Source organism: Candidatus Symbiopectobacterium endolongispinus (assembly GCF_018777385.1).
GTDB classification, from domain to species: domain Bacteria; phylum Pseudomonadota; class Gammaproteobacteria; order Enterobacterales; family Enterobacteriaceae; genus Symbiopectobacterium; species Symbiopectobacterium endolongispinus.
The window spans coordinates 42432-57598 of the sequence record NZ_JAFJYB010000003.1; the positions used below are offsets into that span (position 1 = coordinate 42432).

Below are 15167 nucleotides of genomic sequence, written 5' to 3' on the forward strand. Positions count from 1 at the left end.
AATTATAAAAATTTATCTTCACTGTCTTTGTAACAATAATGTTGTGCGGATGTGCGCTGTAACACGCATTTTACACGAAGCCTGGCTGTCGTGTGGGAATGACGCACGTTCGAGATGGTTGGAGTAGCGATTCACCTGCAACAACAAAATTAGAATAAACAGAGGCATATAAGTATGAAAAAACTACGGGCTTTGGTCTTGTGCCTGAATCTGGCGGGAACCGCCGCGTTGCCCGCATGGGCGGAAAGTACAGCGGATACTGCAAAAACTACCGATGTGGTACTGATCGGTGGTGGTGTCATGAGTGCCACCCTTGGGACTTATCTTCAGGAACTGCAACCCGACTGGTCAATCACGATGGTTGAGCGTCTGGATAAGGTTGCCGAAGAAAGCTCCAACGGTTGGAATAACGCAGGTACCGGCCACTCGGCTTTTATGGAACTGAACTACACGCCTGAAAAAGCCGACGGCGCTATAGATATCAGTAAAGCGGTTGAGATCAGCGAAGCGTTCGAGATTTCGCGTCAGTTCTGGTCTTACCAGGTCAAGAATGGCGTGCTGTACGATCCGAATCTGTTTATCAACAGCGTGCCGCACATCAGCTTTGTCTGGGGCGATGAGAATACCGCCTTCCTGAACCAGCGCTATAAGGCGTTGCAGCACAGTACGTTGTTCCGTGGCATGGAGTTCAGTGACGATTACGCCACTCCAATCCTGGGCACCTCTGGTGATGGAAGGGCGCGATCCTGCGCAGAAAGTGGCTGCTACGCGCATGCCGATTGGCACCGATGTCAATTACGGTGAAATCACGCGTCAGCTGATTTCCGGACTACAGACCAAAACCAACTTCTCACTGCGCTTGAATGCAGAAGTGCGCGAGATAAAGCGTAATGCGGACCACACCTGGAGCATTATCTATGCGGATTTGAAGGACGGTGAGGAAGAGCATGCCATCAATGCCAAGTTTGTCTTTATTGGCGCGGGCGGGGCGGCACTGCCGTTATTGCAAAAATCCGGTATTCCCGAAGCGGATCTCTATGGCGGCTTCCCGGTGGGCGGAGAGTTTCTGGTCACCGACAATCCTGACATCGTAAAACGCCATATGGCAAAGCCTCCGTGGGCGCACCGCCGATGTCCGTGCCGCATCTGGATACACGCATCTTTAACGGTAAACCAGCGCTGCTGTTTGGGCCTTTTGCTACGTTCTTCAGCAAGTTCTTGAAAAATGGTTCCCTGTGGGATTTACCGGGCTCTGTCACGTTGTCAAATCTGATGCCGATGACGCATGTCGGGCTGGATAATTTCGATCTGGTCAAATACCTGATCGGACAGGTGATGATGGATGATGACGATCGTTTCGCTGCTCTGAAAGAGTATTTCCCCGAGGCTAAAAAGGAAGACTGACGCTTGGCGGTTGCCGGACAGCGGGTTCAGGTTATTAAGAAGGATGCGGATAAAGGTGGTGTACTAAAGTTGGGCACCGAGATCGTCAGTTCGCAGGATGGCACTATCGCTGCGTTGCTGGGCGCTTCTCCTGGGGCGTCAACCGCAGCACCGATCATGCTGAGTCTGCTGGAAAAAGTGTTTAAGCAACAGGTAGCAACGCCAGAATGGCAGGGCAAACTGAAGGCGATCGTGCCGTCTTACGGCAAAAAACTATATGGTGATATCGATCTTACCAACCAGATCCGCCGCTATACTAGCGACACGCTGCACCTGAACTACATTGAAGTGAAACCGGAGTAACACAGTGTAAGCTGTAGTGCTTTAAGCAAACAAGAAAGGCCGCATTAGAGGCCTTTCTTGTTTATCGCTACTGGCGATTAGAACGTGTAGTTCAGGTTAACGCCGTAGAGCCAGGCGCGGCCTTTGGAACTGAAGTCATAAGCTACAGAACTGAAGGACCCTGGAGCATGTTCGGAAATATCGACACTCTTGCCGTGCATATAGGAAACACCCACATCCACGGACATATCTTTGTTAAACGCATACGTGGTACCAGCACTTAACCAGAAACGATCTTGGTCTGGAATAGAAATGGTGCGTTTGCCTGCTGGGACTGGGCTATCGTCAAATGCAACACCGGAGCGGAAAGTCCAATTATCATCGTGATAATAGGTAGTGCCGAGTGCGATACGATAAGCATCACGGAACCCTTCCTCTTTTTCAAACAAGGTATTGCCATTGCTACCCGTTGCTTTCAGTTCTGTGAACTGACTCCAACTTGTATAGGCCATACTATAATGTACTGCCCATTGTGGGGCTACACGGTGGTAAGCAGAAATTTCCCACATTTCGGGGAGGTTCAGCGTCAATTTACCTGGCACTGTCGCTCCATTAAGTCCACCCAATCCTGCTGGCAGTTGGTTGCTGTAATCACCACTGAAGTCAATATCAACCTTTGAGCGGTAGGTAAGACCGAAGCGATTATTTTTTATCAATTTCATACAGAATACCGGCATTCCAACCATAGCCCCATTCTTTGCCTTCTAGACGGGATATTTCAGTAGAACGCGGAAGACCGCCATTAATGGGAGGAAGTCCATTCAGGTCCCCTAGATGACACACAATAGTTGCATCTGCATAAACAGCATTTACACCCAAGCCAAAGCTAAAGTGCTGGTTCAATCTGTAAGCTGCACTCGGGTTCAAGTTAGAAGTAACAAGATCGGTTTTTCCACCAATCGAACCTGCTGCATAGTTATCATTAAATTCTGTTGCTAATCCGTAATTGGTGGTAGCTGAAGCACCGATCGCCCACTGCTCATTTAACGGCATGATAAGGTGCATGTTCGGCACCCAAGCGTGCGGTGCGATATTTTTCGCACTGGCATCATTACCTGTAAGTCGATTTGATCCGGAAATATCAATATCTGGATTAATATACGTCACGCCACCAGAAACCGTGGTGCGATCGAACATTGTCATGGTGGCGGGGTTGCGGCTGCCGGATGTCGCATTATCGGCCATGGCACCTTCGCCAGAAAACGCACGCCCCAACCCGGATGAAGAGTATTCATTGAGTTGGAAGCCTGCGGCGGAAACTTGTGCTGAAACCAGTGCCACTGCTATCGCTACTGCGGAGTGTTTAAACAGGTTTTTCTGGCCCATGACCAAAACCTCATCGTGTACTTGTTATTTGACTTTGTTACATACCGTAACAAGGGACGCGCATTGTAGGGGGCGCTGGTGGACTGACAAATCAGACCAGTTGGCGAAAGTATAAGTGGGGAGTATGAAAATGTTGCAAGTTTGTGTTCTAAATATTTCCATATTGATGTAAAAACCAGATCCAGTTAACATATTCGTTAAGAAATACGCGGTCTACGGTGAGTTAATTTACCTAATAATAACAAAATGATGTGAGATTGATCACTAAATGCCCTTACATGCAGTAAGTTCTAGTGCTTGGTGGGCCTGCTGAGTAAAATAGTGGGAAAAGTGATATTTTTGAACTGGATCAAATCTGCCTGGGCAGATCGTTACCCGTAGAGGAAAAGCATCATGACAAACGCGATAAATAAATGTTCTGCTGAAGAAACCGCCGCTTGCTGCTGCGTGGATGTCGGTACTGTAATGGACAACACTGACTGCCCGGCATCTTACAGCAAAGTATTTGCTGACCGTGCCGCCGCGCAGGCCACGCTGACGGCGCTGACGGAAAAAGCCCGTGCAGTAGAATCAGAGCCGTGCCAGATCGACAGTCGTTTTGCTGACGTGAACGGTGGCGTACAGTTGGATATCGATTTCACGTTCAGTTGCCAGGCTGAAACGCTGATTTTCCAATTGGGATTGCGTTAAGTCTCCTGGTGATAACGTGCGGTGCAGCGCGCCGCACGTTGTGCTCGCCCCCTTTTCTTGTACCCACACGCCGTCTTGCTATCCCCTTTCAGATTTTATCTCCTCTTACAGAGAGCGTGCACTCGCATTTTGTAGTGAACGAGTTTGCTTAATGTAATGCTCTGGTTAACACTCTATTCAGGTCTGACCTGTTAGAACATATACTTAATTCTCTGTTTACAGGAGTGTTTATGAGTGAGGTGTTACCCCTGATAACCCGGAGCGGCGAACGGGTCGCGATCGTCAGTGGATTGCGCACGCCTTTCGCTCGTCAAGCGACCGCGTATCGCGGTATTCCCGCCATGGATTTAGGCAAAATGGTGGTGAGCGAACTGCTGATACGGTATGGCATCGATCCCAAGTGGGTCGATCTGCTGGTGTTTGGTCAGGTAGTACAAATGCCGGCTGCGCCCAATATTGCGCGCGAAATTGTGCTGGGCACCGGAATGTATGTGCATACTGATGCCTATACCGTTTCCCGCGCTTGCGCCACCAGCTTTCAGTCCGTAGTCAACGTGGCCGAAAGCATTATGGCGGGCACTGCGCACGTGGGAATTGCGGGCGGAGCCGACACGTTCTCACTGCCGCCAATAGGTGTAACCAAAAATCTGGCGATGACGCTGCTGGATCTCAGTAAAGATCGCACGTTGGGACAACGGCTCAAATTGCTGTCGCGCTTGCGTCCGCGCGATCTGTTGCCAGTCTCGCCCCCGGTGGCCGAGTATTCCACCGTGCTGCGTATGGGAGATACTGCTGAACAGATGGCAAAAACCTACGGTATTTCCCGTGCCGACCAGGATGCTTTTGCGCATCGTTCGCACCGGCTGGCGGCGAAAACCTGGCAACAAGGCGTGCTGCACCAAGAGGTGATGACCGCTTACGTGCCTCCGTACCGCCAAACGCTCAAAGAGGATAACAACGTGCGCCATGACTCTACGCTGGAGCATTACGCCCGTTTATCGCCCGCGTTTGATCGTCTGCACGGTTCTGTCACCGCTGCCAACAGTTCTCCACTCACCAACGGCGCCGCTGCTGTACTCTTAATGAGTGAAGGAAAGGCGTGCAGCCTCGGGTTAACCCCTCTGGGCTATCTGAAGAGTTATGCGTTTACTGCCATTGGTGTTCAGCAAGATATGCTGTTGGGGCCGGCGTATGCCACGCCGCTGGCGTTGGATCGCGCGGGTCTTAGCCTCGGCGATCTTACGTTGATTGATATGCACGAAGCGTTTGCGGCACAGACGCTGGCAAACGTTAAACTGTTCGCCAGCGCTGATTTTGCAAGGGATAAACTGGGGCGTACCTCGACATTGGGAGACGTGGACATGGATAAATTCAACGTGCTGGGCGGTTCGATTGCTTACGGTCATCCGTTTGCTGCTACGGGTGCCAGAATGATTACGCAGACCCTGCATGAGTTGCAGCGGCACGGCGGCGGGTTTGGGCTGGTTACCGCCTGCGCAGCAGGGGGACTGGGGGCGACAATGGTTCTGGAGGTTACACCATGAAGAACGCGCACAGTATCGATAATACATCGGGTGAGATGACGGCATCGGATAACATGACGTCAAGCCCCTCGGCATTCTCGCTCTCTATACGGCCCGATAATATTGCCGTGATTGCCATGGACGTGCCGGGCGAGAAGATGAATACCTTGAAAAGCGCCTTTGCGGAACAAGTACAAACAGTGCTTCGTCAAGCGCAACAACATGCGGCACTGCGTGGCGTCATTTTAATATCGGGTAAGCCCGACTCGTTTTATTGTAGGCGCGGATATAACCATGCTTGATGCCTGCACGAGAGCAGAAGAAGCGGAAGCGCTTGCGCGGCAAGGGCAGGAGACATTTGCCGCTTTTGGTGACTTGCCTTTTCCTCTGGTTGCGGCAATCCACGGCCCTTGTCTTGGCGGCTGGTTTGAGCTGGCGTTGGCCTGCGATTATCGTGTCTGCTCTCTGGATGACAAAACGGTACTGGGATTACCTGAAGTGCAGTTGGGCCTATTGCCGGGATCGGGTGGGACTCAGCGTTTGCCCAGGTTGATTGGCGTCGATCGCGCGCTGGATTTGATCTTGACGGGTCGCTCGGTAAAAGCGCGGCAGGCGCTCAAGCTGGGGATGATCGATGATGCCGTTCCCAACAGTATCTTGCTGGAAACGGCGGCAGCCGATGCTGCCCTGGCGCACGCGTCTGGTGAACAGTTGGCTAGTGCGTCACGTGTTATTTAAAGTGGTGAAGCAGAAGACGCGCGCCAAAACTCAGGGTAACTATCCTGTGGCCGATCGCATTATTCAGGTGGTACGGCGTGGTATAGGTAAAGGGCTGGCCGAAGGATACAAACAGGAAGCGCGCGCGTTTGGCAAACTGGTTATAACGCCAGCCTCAGCGGCGTTGCGTAGCCTGTTTTTTGCCACCAATGCGTTGAAAAAGCAGGCGGGAGCGTCTGCTGAACCGCGTGAAATACACCGTGTCGGTGTGCTCGCTGGTGGATTGATGGGCGGCGGTATCGCCTGTGTCACTGCCCAGCGCGCGCAGCTTCCGGTGCGCATCAAGGATATTAACGAAGAAGGTATCAACCACGCGCTGCGTTACAGTTGGGAATTGCTGAGTAAACGCGTGCAGCGCAAACCTATGAAACCGGCGGAACGCCAGCGCCTGATGACGTTGGTCTCGGGCAGCACCGATTATCACGGTTTTGAATATGCCGATATCGTTGTCGAGGCGGTGTTTGAGGATCTGGCGCTCAAGCAGAGCATGGTGGCAGATATTGAACAGTACGCGCACCCGTAAACCCTGTTCGCATCCAACACTTCTTCCTTGCCCATACATCAGATCGCCGAACGGGCGCAGCGCCCTGAGCAGGTCATCGGTCTGCACTATTTCAGCCCGGTAGACAAAATGCCGTTGGTGGAAGTCATTCCCCATTCAGGAACCAGCCCTGAAACCATCGCCACCACGGTAGCCTTTGCCCGCCAGCAGGGGAAAACCGCCATTGTGGTGGCCGATAAAGCCGGATTTTATGTTAATCGTATTCTGGCTCCATATATCAACGAGGCTGCTTATTGTCTGTTGGAGGGCGATCCGGTAGAAACCGTGGATGCCGCGCTGGTGCGCTTTGGCTTCCCTGTTGGCCCGTTAACCCTGTTCGATGAAGTGGGCATTGATGTGGCGACCAAAATAGTGCCAATACTGGTGACCGCTTGGGGTGAGCGGTTTCAGGCACCAGCCACTTTCGAGGCCATTTTGCAGTATGGGCGCAAAGGGCGTAAGAACGGCAAGGGCTTTTACCGTTATGGCGTCCAGCGCCGTTTCTGGCGCACACCGCGCGAGGTGGGCAGCGCTATCTACCCCTTGCTGGGCGTAACGCCAAAAGCCCATATTAATCCTGCGTTGATGGCGCAACGCTGTGTGATGATGATGCTAAACGAGGCGGCGCGCTGTCTGGATGAAGGCGTGATCCAATGCGCACGTGACGGTGATATCGGTGCTGTATTTGGCATTGGCTTTCCACCGTTCTTGGGAGGGCCGTTCCACTACATGGATCATTTGGGTATTGAGGCAGTGGTCAAAACGTTGGAAACGTTCGAGCATCAGTATGGCCCCGTTTTGCCCCGTGTCAGCGCCTGTTGAACATGCGGGAAAATGCGGCGCGTTTTCATCCTTAATCTTTCCCCCCTTCCGACATCAGCCGGAAGGGCATCAATTGATGGTCACCGCCACGCTCACTGTATCTTTGTAGCTTCCGGCCGGTTTGTTGGCCTGGCTTGCGTTGATGCGTGCAGTAAAAGGGATGGTTTGCGTCGCCCCAGAGCCGGTGCCCGCGTAGCTGTTGCTCTCGGTCCAGGTGCTGTTGTCGGCGCGATAAAGTTGATATTGCAGATAGTAATTGGTACCGGAAACGCTGGCGGTCATCCGACGCCAATTGGCATCGTCAGGGTGCGTGCTGGTTAACGTTACGCTGTAAGCACCATCTTTAGTGCAACGCACGCCCAAACTGCTGTTGATAGCCGTGAAGGCTGAGGGAAAGGCTGCGCTGCCAAACTCGATATTGTTGGTATTGCTAATCTGGCAATCGTTGGTGATGGTCAGCGTTAGCGTGATGTTGGAAGTCGGTGTGCCGAAATAGTACAGGCAAAGATCGAATTCACCAATATCGCAAACGCGATAGCCCCAGCTAATGGCGATGACATCGGTATAAGTGCCGGCAGAAAGCACGGCACCGGTGCTTGTTTTTATCCACAGCGGCAAGGTGTTGTTTGGACCGGTAAACAACCCCAATAGCCCCAAGAGCGTCTGGCTACTCCAGGTGTATGAGCCATTAACGGCGAGTATTTTGCTACAGCTTTGGTCGACGCAAAGCGTATAGGGCATAACGTCACTTTTCGTGGTGTGTTTTAACTGACGCAGGCCAGCGGAAGCGTTATTTCCGGCGCCGAACGTCGCAATGACGCGGTTGGTGCCTGCCAGTGACAGCGTTGGCGCGTCGCAGTTAAAACCGGTACTGGCTTGAGAGGTCTGCGATGAACCGTTAAGCGCGATCGAGCTGGCGCTGCCCAGTGAAGATGAGGTGCTGGGTACACGACACTGCGCCCATGTTACTGGCGCATAACTGAAACCGAGCAGCGCAAGTGAGAAGAACAGGAAAAGTATACGCATCTTTTATCCTTGGTTATCGGGTTGGCATGTCAGCGGGCCAACCAGTGCCGGCATGGATTGCTGCTCTGGCAGTGAAAATTGTACGTGACAACGGCGCCCATCTTCCTGAGTAAACGACAGGTGGTTGTGAATACCTAAATGGGCAAAGTAGACCAAACCGTCATAGTCACTGATGGTGGTGTTGCCGCTGGTTTCATCGGTAATCCAGGTGCCGACGCGCAGCGCTTCACCGCTGCTGTTTCGTAGCGCGATATTGGCTGAACGCACTTTTTTAATGGCAAACGAGGCCAACGTGCCGCTACCTTCCTTCACGGCTAACCGGGTTTCAACGCCCGAGATGTCTACGTCAGGTGGTAAAGCGAGCGGATCGATTTCCACCTTCGCCGGGTAGTGTGAGGTTACCCATGGGATCAGCAATCGTCCTTGCTGGTTGGTATAGCCAACTAACTGATTTTCGTAGCGCACTGGCACGTCGGCATAGCCTTGCGTATCGACCACAATAAAGGCGTCATTGATACGGTTGCTGGGGAATAGGCTACCATCCAGATAGATTACCGAGCCGCTCATTTCTCCCCAGTGCGTTTGGCTCCCCTCGTTGCCATAGATCCCCCCTGTATCTGGTTATACGGACCTCGCCAACTAGCGTCCCTTGATGATAAGGATCATTGCCTGCACTGTAGGCTAGGTTCCAGCCAAAACCGCCATCGAGGGGAAGGGTGCGCGTCACACCCAGTGTCGTGAGGTTCTCTCCCTGGTTGTTACGTTGCATGCTGGTATTGAACGTATCGCTGCTACCAAAGGGGATAATTACCTGAATCTGTGCGCTGTGACCGCGATCGCCCAGCGTTTTATTGGCCGCCAGATAGAGCGTGCTGTTGCCCCAGAGTTGCCGCGTATAGGAAAGATTCACTAACTCAGTGCGCGGATCGTTAAATGTGGTAATAGCGAAATAGCTCATCCCGACGGTGCCGTTTGCCGGACCAAATAACATGCTGCTCAGGGTGGCTTGCAGGCTCTCTTTGCTCATGTTCCCCGGTGTAGCGTAAGTGCTGAGATCCTGATAGCGCAACGTGCGGCGCTGATGCTGGACGTTAAACCCTACGGTATTGCCATAATAGGGGTAGCCAAAGACATATTGTTGTCCGCGTCCATCCCGTTCACTGTGACTGTAGGCCGTGCTGAGCGTACCCCAGCGCCCCACGGCCATGTCTGCACCTGCGCCGAGCAGGGAGAGGCCACGCACTGTTTCGCCATGTCTGGCGAGCGTCAGGTTCTGTGTGACGCTATAGCGATAGAAGCCTCTGAATGCAGGATCTGATGCATAGCGATCCTGCCCCAGCCCGTAGGTTTGGCGCAGCAAGCCAACGGAGAGGTCGAAATCGCTAAGTCCCTGACGCAGTAGTGTGTTGGATACATAAAACGGCATGCTGGTAGCAATCTGTCGCCCTTGTGCATCGGTGGTAATGATTGTCGCCTCACCCACACCGTTGAGATAGGGCGTATTGGTCAGGGTGAACGGGCCGGAGTTGAGCGCCATACTGCTGGTTTTAAAGCCGTTGATAAACAGATCCAGCGTGCTGGGTACCGCAGCAGAGCATGCATATTGCAACATGGGATAGGTGACGATATCCGGTCGCAGATTGAAATTACGTCCCATGCGCAGACCCGCCATACGTGCTGATTGGCCCCAGGTCAGCGAGTTGCTGATGAGATCGCCCAACTGGTAGCTGACCACCCGCCCACTGCCGCTGTAGCGCCAATAGGTATCGTAGCGACGATAGCGGCTGCCATCGTCGGTGTAGGAGCTTTTTATCACCCACAGCCCCGAGTTGGACAAGGTGCCGTAATCGCTGAAAAGGCGCTGCTCCATCAGCGCGTTCATCGTGTCGCCCTGCTGTGGCGGCGAAGTATAAAACAGGTTATAATTAAACAGTAGGCCGGTGCTGCTGCGTGCGGACAGGCGCGGTGTGCCGCTGCCACCACCTGCGTTGAGTTGCTGCACCTGGCTGTCATAGAACACCGTCACATCGGGCAGCGTGTTGATCTCTATCTGTCCTGTGGCACTGGTGGGCAGTTTTATGTGCCTGCGGGCGAGCTCGCTGGCGTCCGCAGCGTAGCGATCGCCATTGACACTTACGGGGACAACCAGATTATCGCTGTATCCGTTTACCGCCAGCGTCAGGTAATAAAGGGCTTGTTGCTGAGCGGGGGGAGCCGTAGGCGGGGGCGGTAAGCTACCGAATTCCTCGGCGGCAAACACGGTTGATGCGCACAGCATAACGCCACCTGCAAACAGAAATACGCTTGGGCAAACATGCTGTGCTAAATGCTTTAACCTTCCTGACATCAGGCTTAGCCGCGAGTGATAACGATAGGGTCAGGAGCATCCGTCAAATGGGTATACAGAATGGCATTTACGCCGGGGGTCGCCGCTGATGCCGGAAGCGGCCAGCGCATTTCCTGGCCCGGCAGAACATACCCTAAAAATCCCTCACTGATGATGGTACGCGGCCCTTTTCCTTGCGGCGAGGTGGACCAAAACACATTATTCAGGCGGGCATGCGTTTGGCCTTCATTACGTACATAGAGGTAGGGCTTTCCGTCGACCGGGGCAATGCGCCAGTGCAGTAGCAAGGGAGCCTCCACAGTATTAGGCTTATCGTGGCCTGATCCCCGTAGAAACAATGGCAACAGATAACGCATCTGGAATTGAACGCCAGAGGGAGCGTTATTGGTTTGCGGCAGACAAGGTGTGGCTATCTCATCAATCACGATACGGAAAGCACGTTCCTGAGTTGTTGATGACGGGGCAACACGCATCAACCTGATCATGCTACGCTGACCCGGTTCCAGTTTAATGAAGGGCGGTGTGGGTATCACTTCGGTTTGATCGGCGTAGCGATCTTAATACTGCATCTGACGCTAGGTCATAATGCGAATTTGCAAACCAACGGTGTTATTTTCCTTGTTTTCCAGCCATAGTGCTGAACTGCTGTTATATGCTTAGATGATTTGGTAAATCGGCCACACCAGCAAAGAACTGGCGGCAAATGCGCCTGAACAGAAAAACAGTACTGCAATAGATAAAAATCGACCCACACTACTTTTCGTTATTTTCATGCCAACGCCTTATTATTTTTAAAAACGCCGTAATCACTAACACTTCTACGCATATCTCAATGACTGCCGCTCGCGCCATACATTGTGGTTAATACGTCACTTTGATGGTGACGCTGTCGGTATGTTGCCCGGCCGCAGGCAGCGGCGTTGCGCCAAAATAGCGTGTATATACCGTATAGGTTTGTGTCGTGCTGGGAAAAGAAGACACGGTGAGCGCCAGCGTGCCAGTACCCCATACCTGAGAACGAGCGACATCACGGTAGAGTTGATAGGGCAGTGTGCGTGTTCCTGCGCTGTTTTTCAGATAGCGCTGTGTACTGCTGCCGCCGTTTGTGCCGTAATCGAGCGCAATGGAGACTGATGTGCCGAGCGTGCAGGTGACGACGATTGAGCCGCTGCCCGCACTGCTGGCCACATCCACATTTAGTGGTGGTGGCACTTTGTGAGCCGAAACTGAGGGTTCCCATATTGCTTGAGCTACTGCTGTTAACGCCAAACAGGCAGCCATTTTGCAAGGTGGCCGTCACGTCAAAGGACGCATTGACCGTTACCGCCAATACCGGATTAGCAAAACTCAGCAACACTGCCAGCAGCGGCATAAGGTCACGGAAAAACCGCTATGCGCTGATGCCCGTGGTTTTCCCTGTGCAAGTCTTCATGGCAATAGGGTTCTCCTGTTTATCAGTTCCAGGTAAGCGTTGCTGTGATGGTGTCTGTATAGTTGCCCGCAGGGGGATATTTGAGCGTTTGCTCGGACGCAACAATTCGACCATAGATAGGCACTGCTTGTGCTACACCGGTTCCTGCAGGAACGCTAATAGTGCCACCGATAGCAATTTCCGTTGAGCGCGCACTGTTGCTGTAAAGCCTATAGGAAATCAGTGTGGGGTGGTGGTACCTGCGCCGTTGGTAAGACGGTGTACGGCGCTGGCGTCGTTTGCGCCAGCCCCGATAGTGAGCACGGCGGCGGTGCCTGACGAACACAGCACCGAAAGGCCTGTAGTGCCCACCTCGGCGTCTACGTTATTGTTTAAATCCGCTACCTGACCAAACGCTAACGTTCCGAATGTGCCACTGCTGACGTTGTTAACCAGACATGTCGAGTTTACCGTCAGGGAAACGGCGATATTGCCAGTAATGGTGGCGCTTTCGACAAACGTTGTTGGCATAAACAGAAATAAAGAGGATAGTGCTGCGAGCGCTGCTTTTTGCTTATTCATTACCCTTCCTTCATACAAGCACCGCGCACGATAATTCCGTTAAACGCAATGGCGTTTTTAAAATAGGAAAGCGTGGCAGCGCGCAGATTTTTTCATTCTCACCGCGACACATTGGCGCGGAGAAAATGGACAAAGCGTGCAGGGTATAAACCTTTATCCCTTTTTTAAGGCATCGCTTTCTCTGGTGGGCAATATATCCCCGTTATACTTCACGTTGCCTATGGGGTGGCTGTGTTCACTTACCCAAACCACTTACTCAAGTAAGCCCCCCACTTGCTGCCTTCCTGCAACTCGAATTATTTAGGGTATAAACAGTGAAAATAAAGGTGCAATCGGTGCTTTTGCTGTTATTGCCAGCAGCACTGAATAATAGATTATGGTGAGCTTTTAAATAAATTTAATAACAACTTACATAAAACACTCTTCATAAAGATAGATGCCTCCCCTTTGTTTAATAATGTGAAGAATTTGATAAAAAGGAAAAAGAAATGAAAAAGAAATGAAAAAGAAATGAAAAAGCCAAATTACGTTCGCTGTTAGTTTTAAATTTTTACATGGTGGGATTTAATGGATTTTTACTCTGATTTTTAACCCTGTGATGGTGGCAAAAATGTTGTTTTTCGCTTTTTTTGTTCTGTTGCCATACGGGAGCGTGACAAGGTCGTCACTTAACCTGATGATTCGTGTGTGTAATCTTGCCACGATGCGTGTTCTGGTGATGAAGTAAGGTATGACTATGCCTCAGCGGCCTACCCAAATCGGTTGACTCTGGCTTCCCATCTAAGGTAAAAAGGCAGTTCGTGCTTCGGTTAAATTTGCAACAAAATGACACGTGTTCCCCCTGTCCAAACCTTGTATGCATGGCGGTTTCTTTATCGGGGAATATGTGTTAACAGTATAATATAACGAAGTTTTTTACTATAACGGTGTTATATGCAAGTTTTGATTATGCGTCATGGTGATGCAGTACCTGACGAAGCCAGTGATGCGCTTCGTGCGCGCGGTGTTAAAGAGTCGCGTCAGGTGGCTTTCTGGCTACATGACCAGGGTGTGGCTATTACGCGTGTTTTGGTGAGTCCTTATGTCCGCGCCCAGCAAACTCTGTCCACCTTGCGTGGTATCCTTTCCCTGCCTGATGAAGAAGATTGCCTGCCAGCGCTGACGCCGGGCGGCGATGCCGCATTTGTAAGTGATTACCTGCTGGCGTTGGCCGGTGAGGGTATCGAATCGGTATTGATCGTCTCGCACCTGCCCTTGGTCGGGTATCTGGTGGTGGAACTCAGCCCGCAAACCGGTGCGCCGATGTTTGCCACCTCGGCGGTGGCTTGCGTTACTCTCGATGCGCAGTCGGGGGCTGGTGTGTTCGATTGGCAAATCAGCCCGTCACAGTTGGCGCTTAAATCCTGATCTGAGCTTGCGCTGTCGCAAATGTCAGGCGACAGCGCGCAAGTCGGGTGCATTAGCGCGACGGTTCGGTGCCCGCTTTTATCTGACCGTACGCCGCATCCAGTTCCACCAACACCAACAGTGCGGCGTCACCGCCGAACTCTTTGGGTGCCTGATGTAAAGCCAGTACATCCGGATGTTGTGCCAGCCAGAGAGGCGTTTGCTGTTTGAGAATATGCTTACCGTGGCCGTGCATCACACAGGCGCAGTAAACGTGTTCACGGCGACAGGCCGCGAGCAGGGCACCTAGCTCTTGCTTGGCTTGCAACTGGGTTAATCCGTGCAGATCGAGAAACAGATCTGGGGAATAGTCGCCGCGCCGCAGTTTTTTTAGCTCGTAATGGCTGCTGCCGGGGCGCACGTAACGCGTGGGGCCGTCGCTGTCCAGTTGAGGCTGAAATTCGTCGGAAAAATAAAAGCTGGCATACACTTGTTCCTGCAACGCCTTGCGCGGCGGCAGCTTACCTTCTACCTGATGGCGCTGGGGACGGTATACATAGGTATCCTGGCGCAGCGTTTTGGTGCCGGCCACGGAGGTGCGGAATAGCTGTGCGTCGCCATCATTCAACGCGTGTTTTTTACTCATTCGGTCACCCCGGTGTGTCTCTTACGGTCCTTATTACGCCGGCGTATCTGCTTCCCGATGGGGCGGCCTGGCGTTAGGGCATCAATTCATACGGCATTTGCCATAAATGACATGGGCTCCAGTGTAACCTGTAATAGTGCCTGCGCTACCTTTTTAATAGCAAACCCGAAATTGGCAAACAACAGAAGGGGAGAATCGATTGATAGGCAACGCAGAGGATTTCTGCGCGGGCGGGGTGATATCTGCTGATTTGTCGTTGGCTTCATGGTAAACTAAGCGGCATTTCCGGACAGGTGGGGTCTGTG

The 15167-nt window shown here is 52.3% G+C and carries 9 protein-coding genes and 5 pseudogenes; 5 read left to right on the forward strand and 9 right to left on the reverse strand.

Annotated elements, in window-relative coordinates:
- Window positions 1–174 precede the first annotated feature (174 nt).
- Window positions 175–1746, forward strand: a pseudogene (gene mqo, locus JZM30_RS11730) (malate dehydrogenase (quinone)).
- A 77-nt stretch (window positions 1747–1823) separates the two neighbouring features.
- On the opposite strand, the pseudogene fadL reads toward mqo, so the two are convergent.
- A pseudogene (gene fadL / locus JZM30_RS11735) lies at window positions 1824–3111 on the reverse strand (long-chain fatty acid transporter FadL).
- Window positions 3112–3504: 393 nt separating this feature from the next.
- On the opposite strand from fadL, the gene JZM30_RS11740 reads away from it, so the two are divergent.
- The 3 genes and pseudogenes from JZM30_RS11740 to fadJ all read left to right on the forward strand — a co-directional run bounded on the left by JZM30_RS11740 (window position 3505) and on the right by fadJ (window position 7499).
- A complete protein-coding gene (locus JZM30_RS11740) occupies window positions 3505–3801 on the forward strand; it encodes a YfcZ/YiiS family protein (protein ID WP_252318876.1) in 297 nt (98 codons plus the stop codon).
- A gap of 230 nt (window positions 3802–4031) precedes the next feature.
- Window positions 4032–5345: an acetyl-CoA C-acyltransferase FadI gene (fadI, locus tag JZM30_RS11745; protein WP_252318877.1), complete on the forward strand. Its 1314-nt coding sequence runs from the start codon at window positions 4032–4034 to the stop codon at window positions 5343–5345.
- Window positions 5346–5380: 35 nt separating this feature from the next.
- Window positions 5381–7499: pseudogene (gene fadJ, locus JZM30_RS11750) on the forward strand (fatty acid oxidation complex subunit alpha FadJ).
- 34 nt (window positions 7500–7533) lie between these two features.
- On the opposite strand, the gene JZM30_RS11755 reads toward fadJ, so the two are convergent.
- From JZM30_RS11755 to JZM30_RS11780, 7 genes and pseudogenes are all read right to left on the reverse strand, one after another.
- Window positions 7534–8490 carry a Csu type fimbrial protein gene (locus JZM30_RS11755; RefSeq protein WP_252318878.1) on the reverse strand — a complete coding sequence of 319 codons (957 nt, stop codon included), beginning with the start codon at window positions 8488–8490 and terminating at the stop codon, window positions 7534–7536.
- Between the two features lie 3 nt (window positions 8491–8493).
- A complete protein-coding gene (locus JZM30_RS11760) occupies window positions 8494–9057 on the reverse strand; it encodes a FimD/PapC C-terminal domain-containing protein (protein ID WP_252318879.1) in 564 nt (187 codons plus the stop codon).
- Window positions 9026–10768 carry a fimbria/pilus outer membrane usher protein gene (locus JZM30_RS11765; protein WP_252318884.1) on the reverse strand — a complete coding sequence of 581 codons (1743 nt, stop codon included), beginning with the start codon at window positions 10766–10768 and terminating at the stop codon, window positions 9026–9028. Before JZM30_RS11765 ends, JZM30_RS11760 begins: the two co-directional genes overlap by 32 nt.
- 74 nt (window positions 10769–10842) lie before the next feature.
- Window positions 10843–11373 (reverse strand): annotated as a pseudogene (locus JZM30_RS11770) (fimbrial biogenesis chaperone); the annotation flags it as partial.
- Window positions 11374–11698: 325 nt separating this feature from the next.
- A pseudogene (locus JZM30_RS11775) lies at window positions 11699–12209 on the reverse strand (Csu type fimbrial protein).
- Between the two features lie 82 nt (window positions 12210–12291).
- Entirely contained in the window at window positions 12292–12594 is a 303-nt protein-coding gene (locus tag JZM30_RS24340) for a spore coat protein U domain-containing protein (RefSeq protein ID WP_367115812.1), read from the reverse strand.
- Window positions 12489–12830, reverse strand: a complete 342-nt coding sequence (locus JZM30_RS11780; protein WP_252318889.1) for a spore coat protein U domain-containing protein — start codon at window positions 12828–12830, stop codon at window positions 12489–12491. The genes JZM30_RS24340 and JZM30_RS11780 overlap by 106 nt, the downstream gene beginning before the upstream one ends.
- A 933-nt stretch (window positions 12831–13763) precedes the next feature.
- Between JZM30_RS11780 and sixA the strand changes: the two genes are divergently transcribed.
- Complete coding sequence (gene sixA, locus JZM30_RS11785) at window positions 13764–14237, forward strand: phosphohistidine phosphatase SixA (RefSeq protein WP_252318890.1); 474 nt, start codon at window positions 13764–13766, stop codon at window positions 14235–14237.
- Between the two features lie 52 nt (window positions 14238–14289).
- Here the strand turns inward: sixA and smrB are convergent, their stop codons facing one another.
- Complete coding sequence (gene smrB, locus JZM30_RS11790; RefSeq protein WP_252318891.1) at window positions 14290–14862, reverse strand: endonuclease SmrB; 573 nt, start codon at window positions 14860–14862, stop codon at window positions 14290–14292.
- Window positions 14863–15167 lie beyond the last annotated feature (305 nt).

Bases quoted from the DNA above. Each gene is read 5' to 3' on its own strand.
- fadI (WP_252318877.1), top strand. From the start codon at position 4,032: ATGAGTGAGGTGTTACCCCTGATAACCCGGAGCGGCGAACGGGTCGCG.
- JZM30_RS11740 (WP_252318876.1), top strand. From the start codon at position 3,505: ATGACAAACGCGATAAATAAATGTTCTGCTGAAGAAACCGCCGCTTGC.
- sixA (WP_252318890.1), top strand. From the start codon at position 13,764: ATGCAAGTTTTGATTATGCGTCATGGTGATGCAGTACCTGACGAAGCC.
- JZM30_RS11765 (WP_252318884.1), bottom strand. From the start codon at position 10,768: ATGCTGTGCGCATCAACCGTGTTTGCCGCCGAGGAATTCGGTAGCTTA.
- smrB (WP_252318891.1), bottom strand. From the start codon at position 14,862: ATGAGTAAAAAACACGCGTTGAATGATGGCGACGCACAGCTATTCCGC.
- JZM30_RS11780 (WP_252318889.1), bottom strand. From the start codon at position 12,830: ATGAATAAGCAAAAAGCAGCGCTCGCAGCACTATCCTCTTTATTTCTG.
- JZM30_RS11755 (WP_252318878.1), bottom strand. From the start codon at position 8,490: ATGCGTATACTTTTCCTGTTCTTCTCACTTGCGCTGCTCGGTTTCAGT.
- JZM30_RS11760 (WP_252318879.1), bottom strand. From the start codon at position 9,057: ATGAGCGGCTCGGTAATCTATCTGGATGGTAGCCTATTCCCCAGCAAC.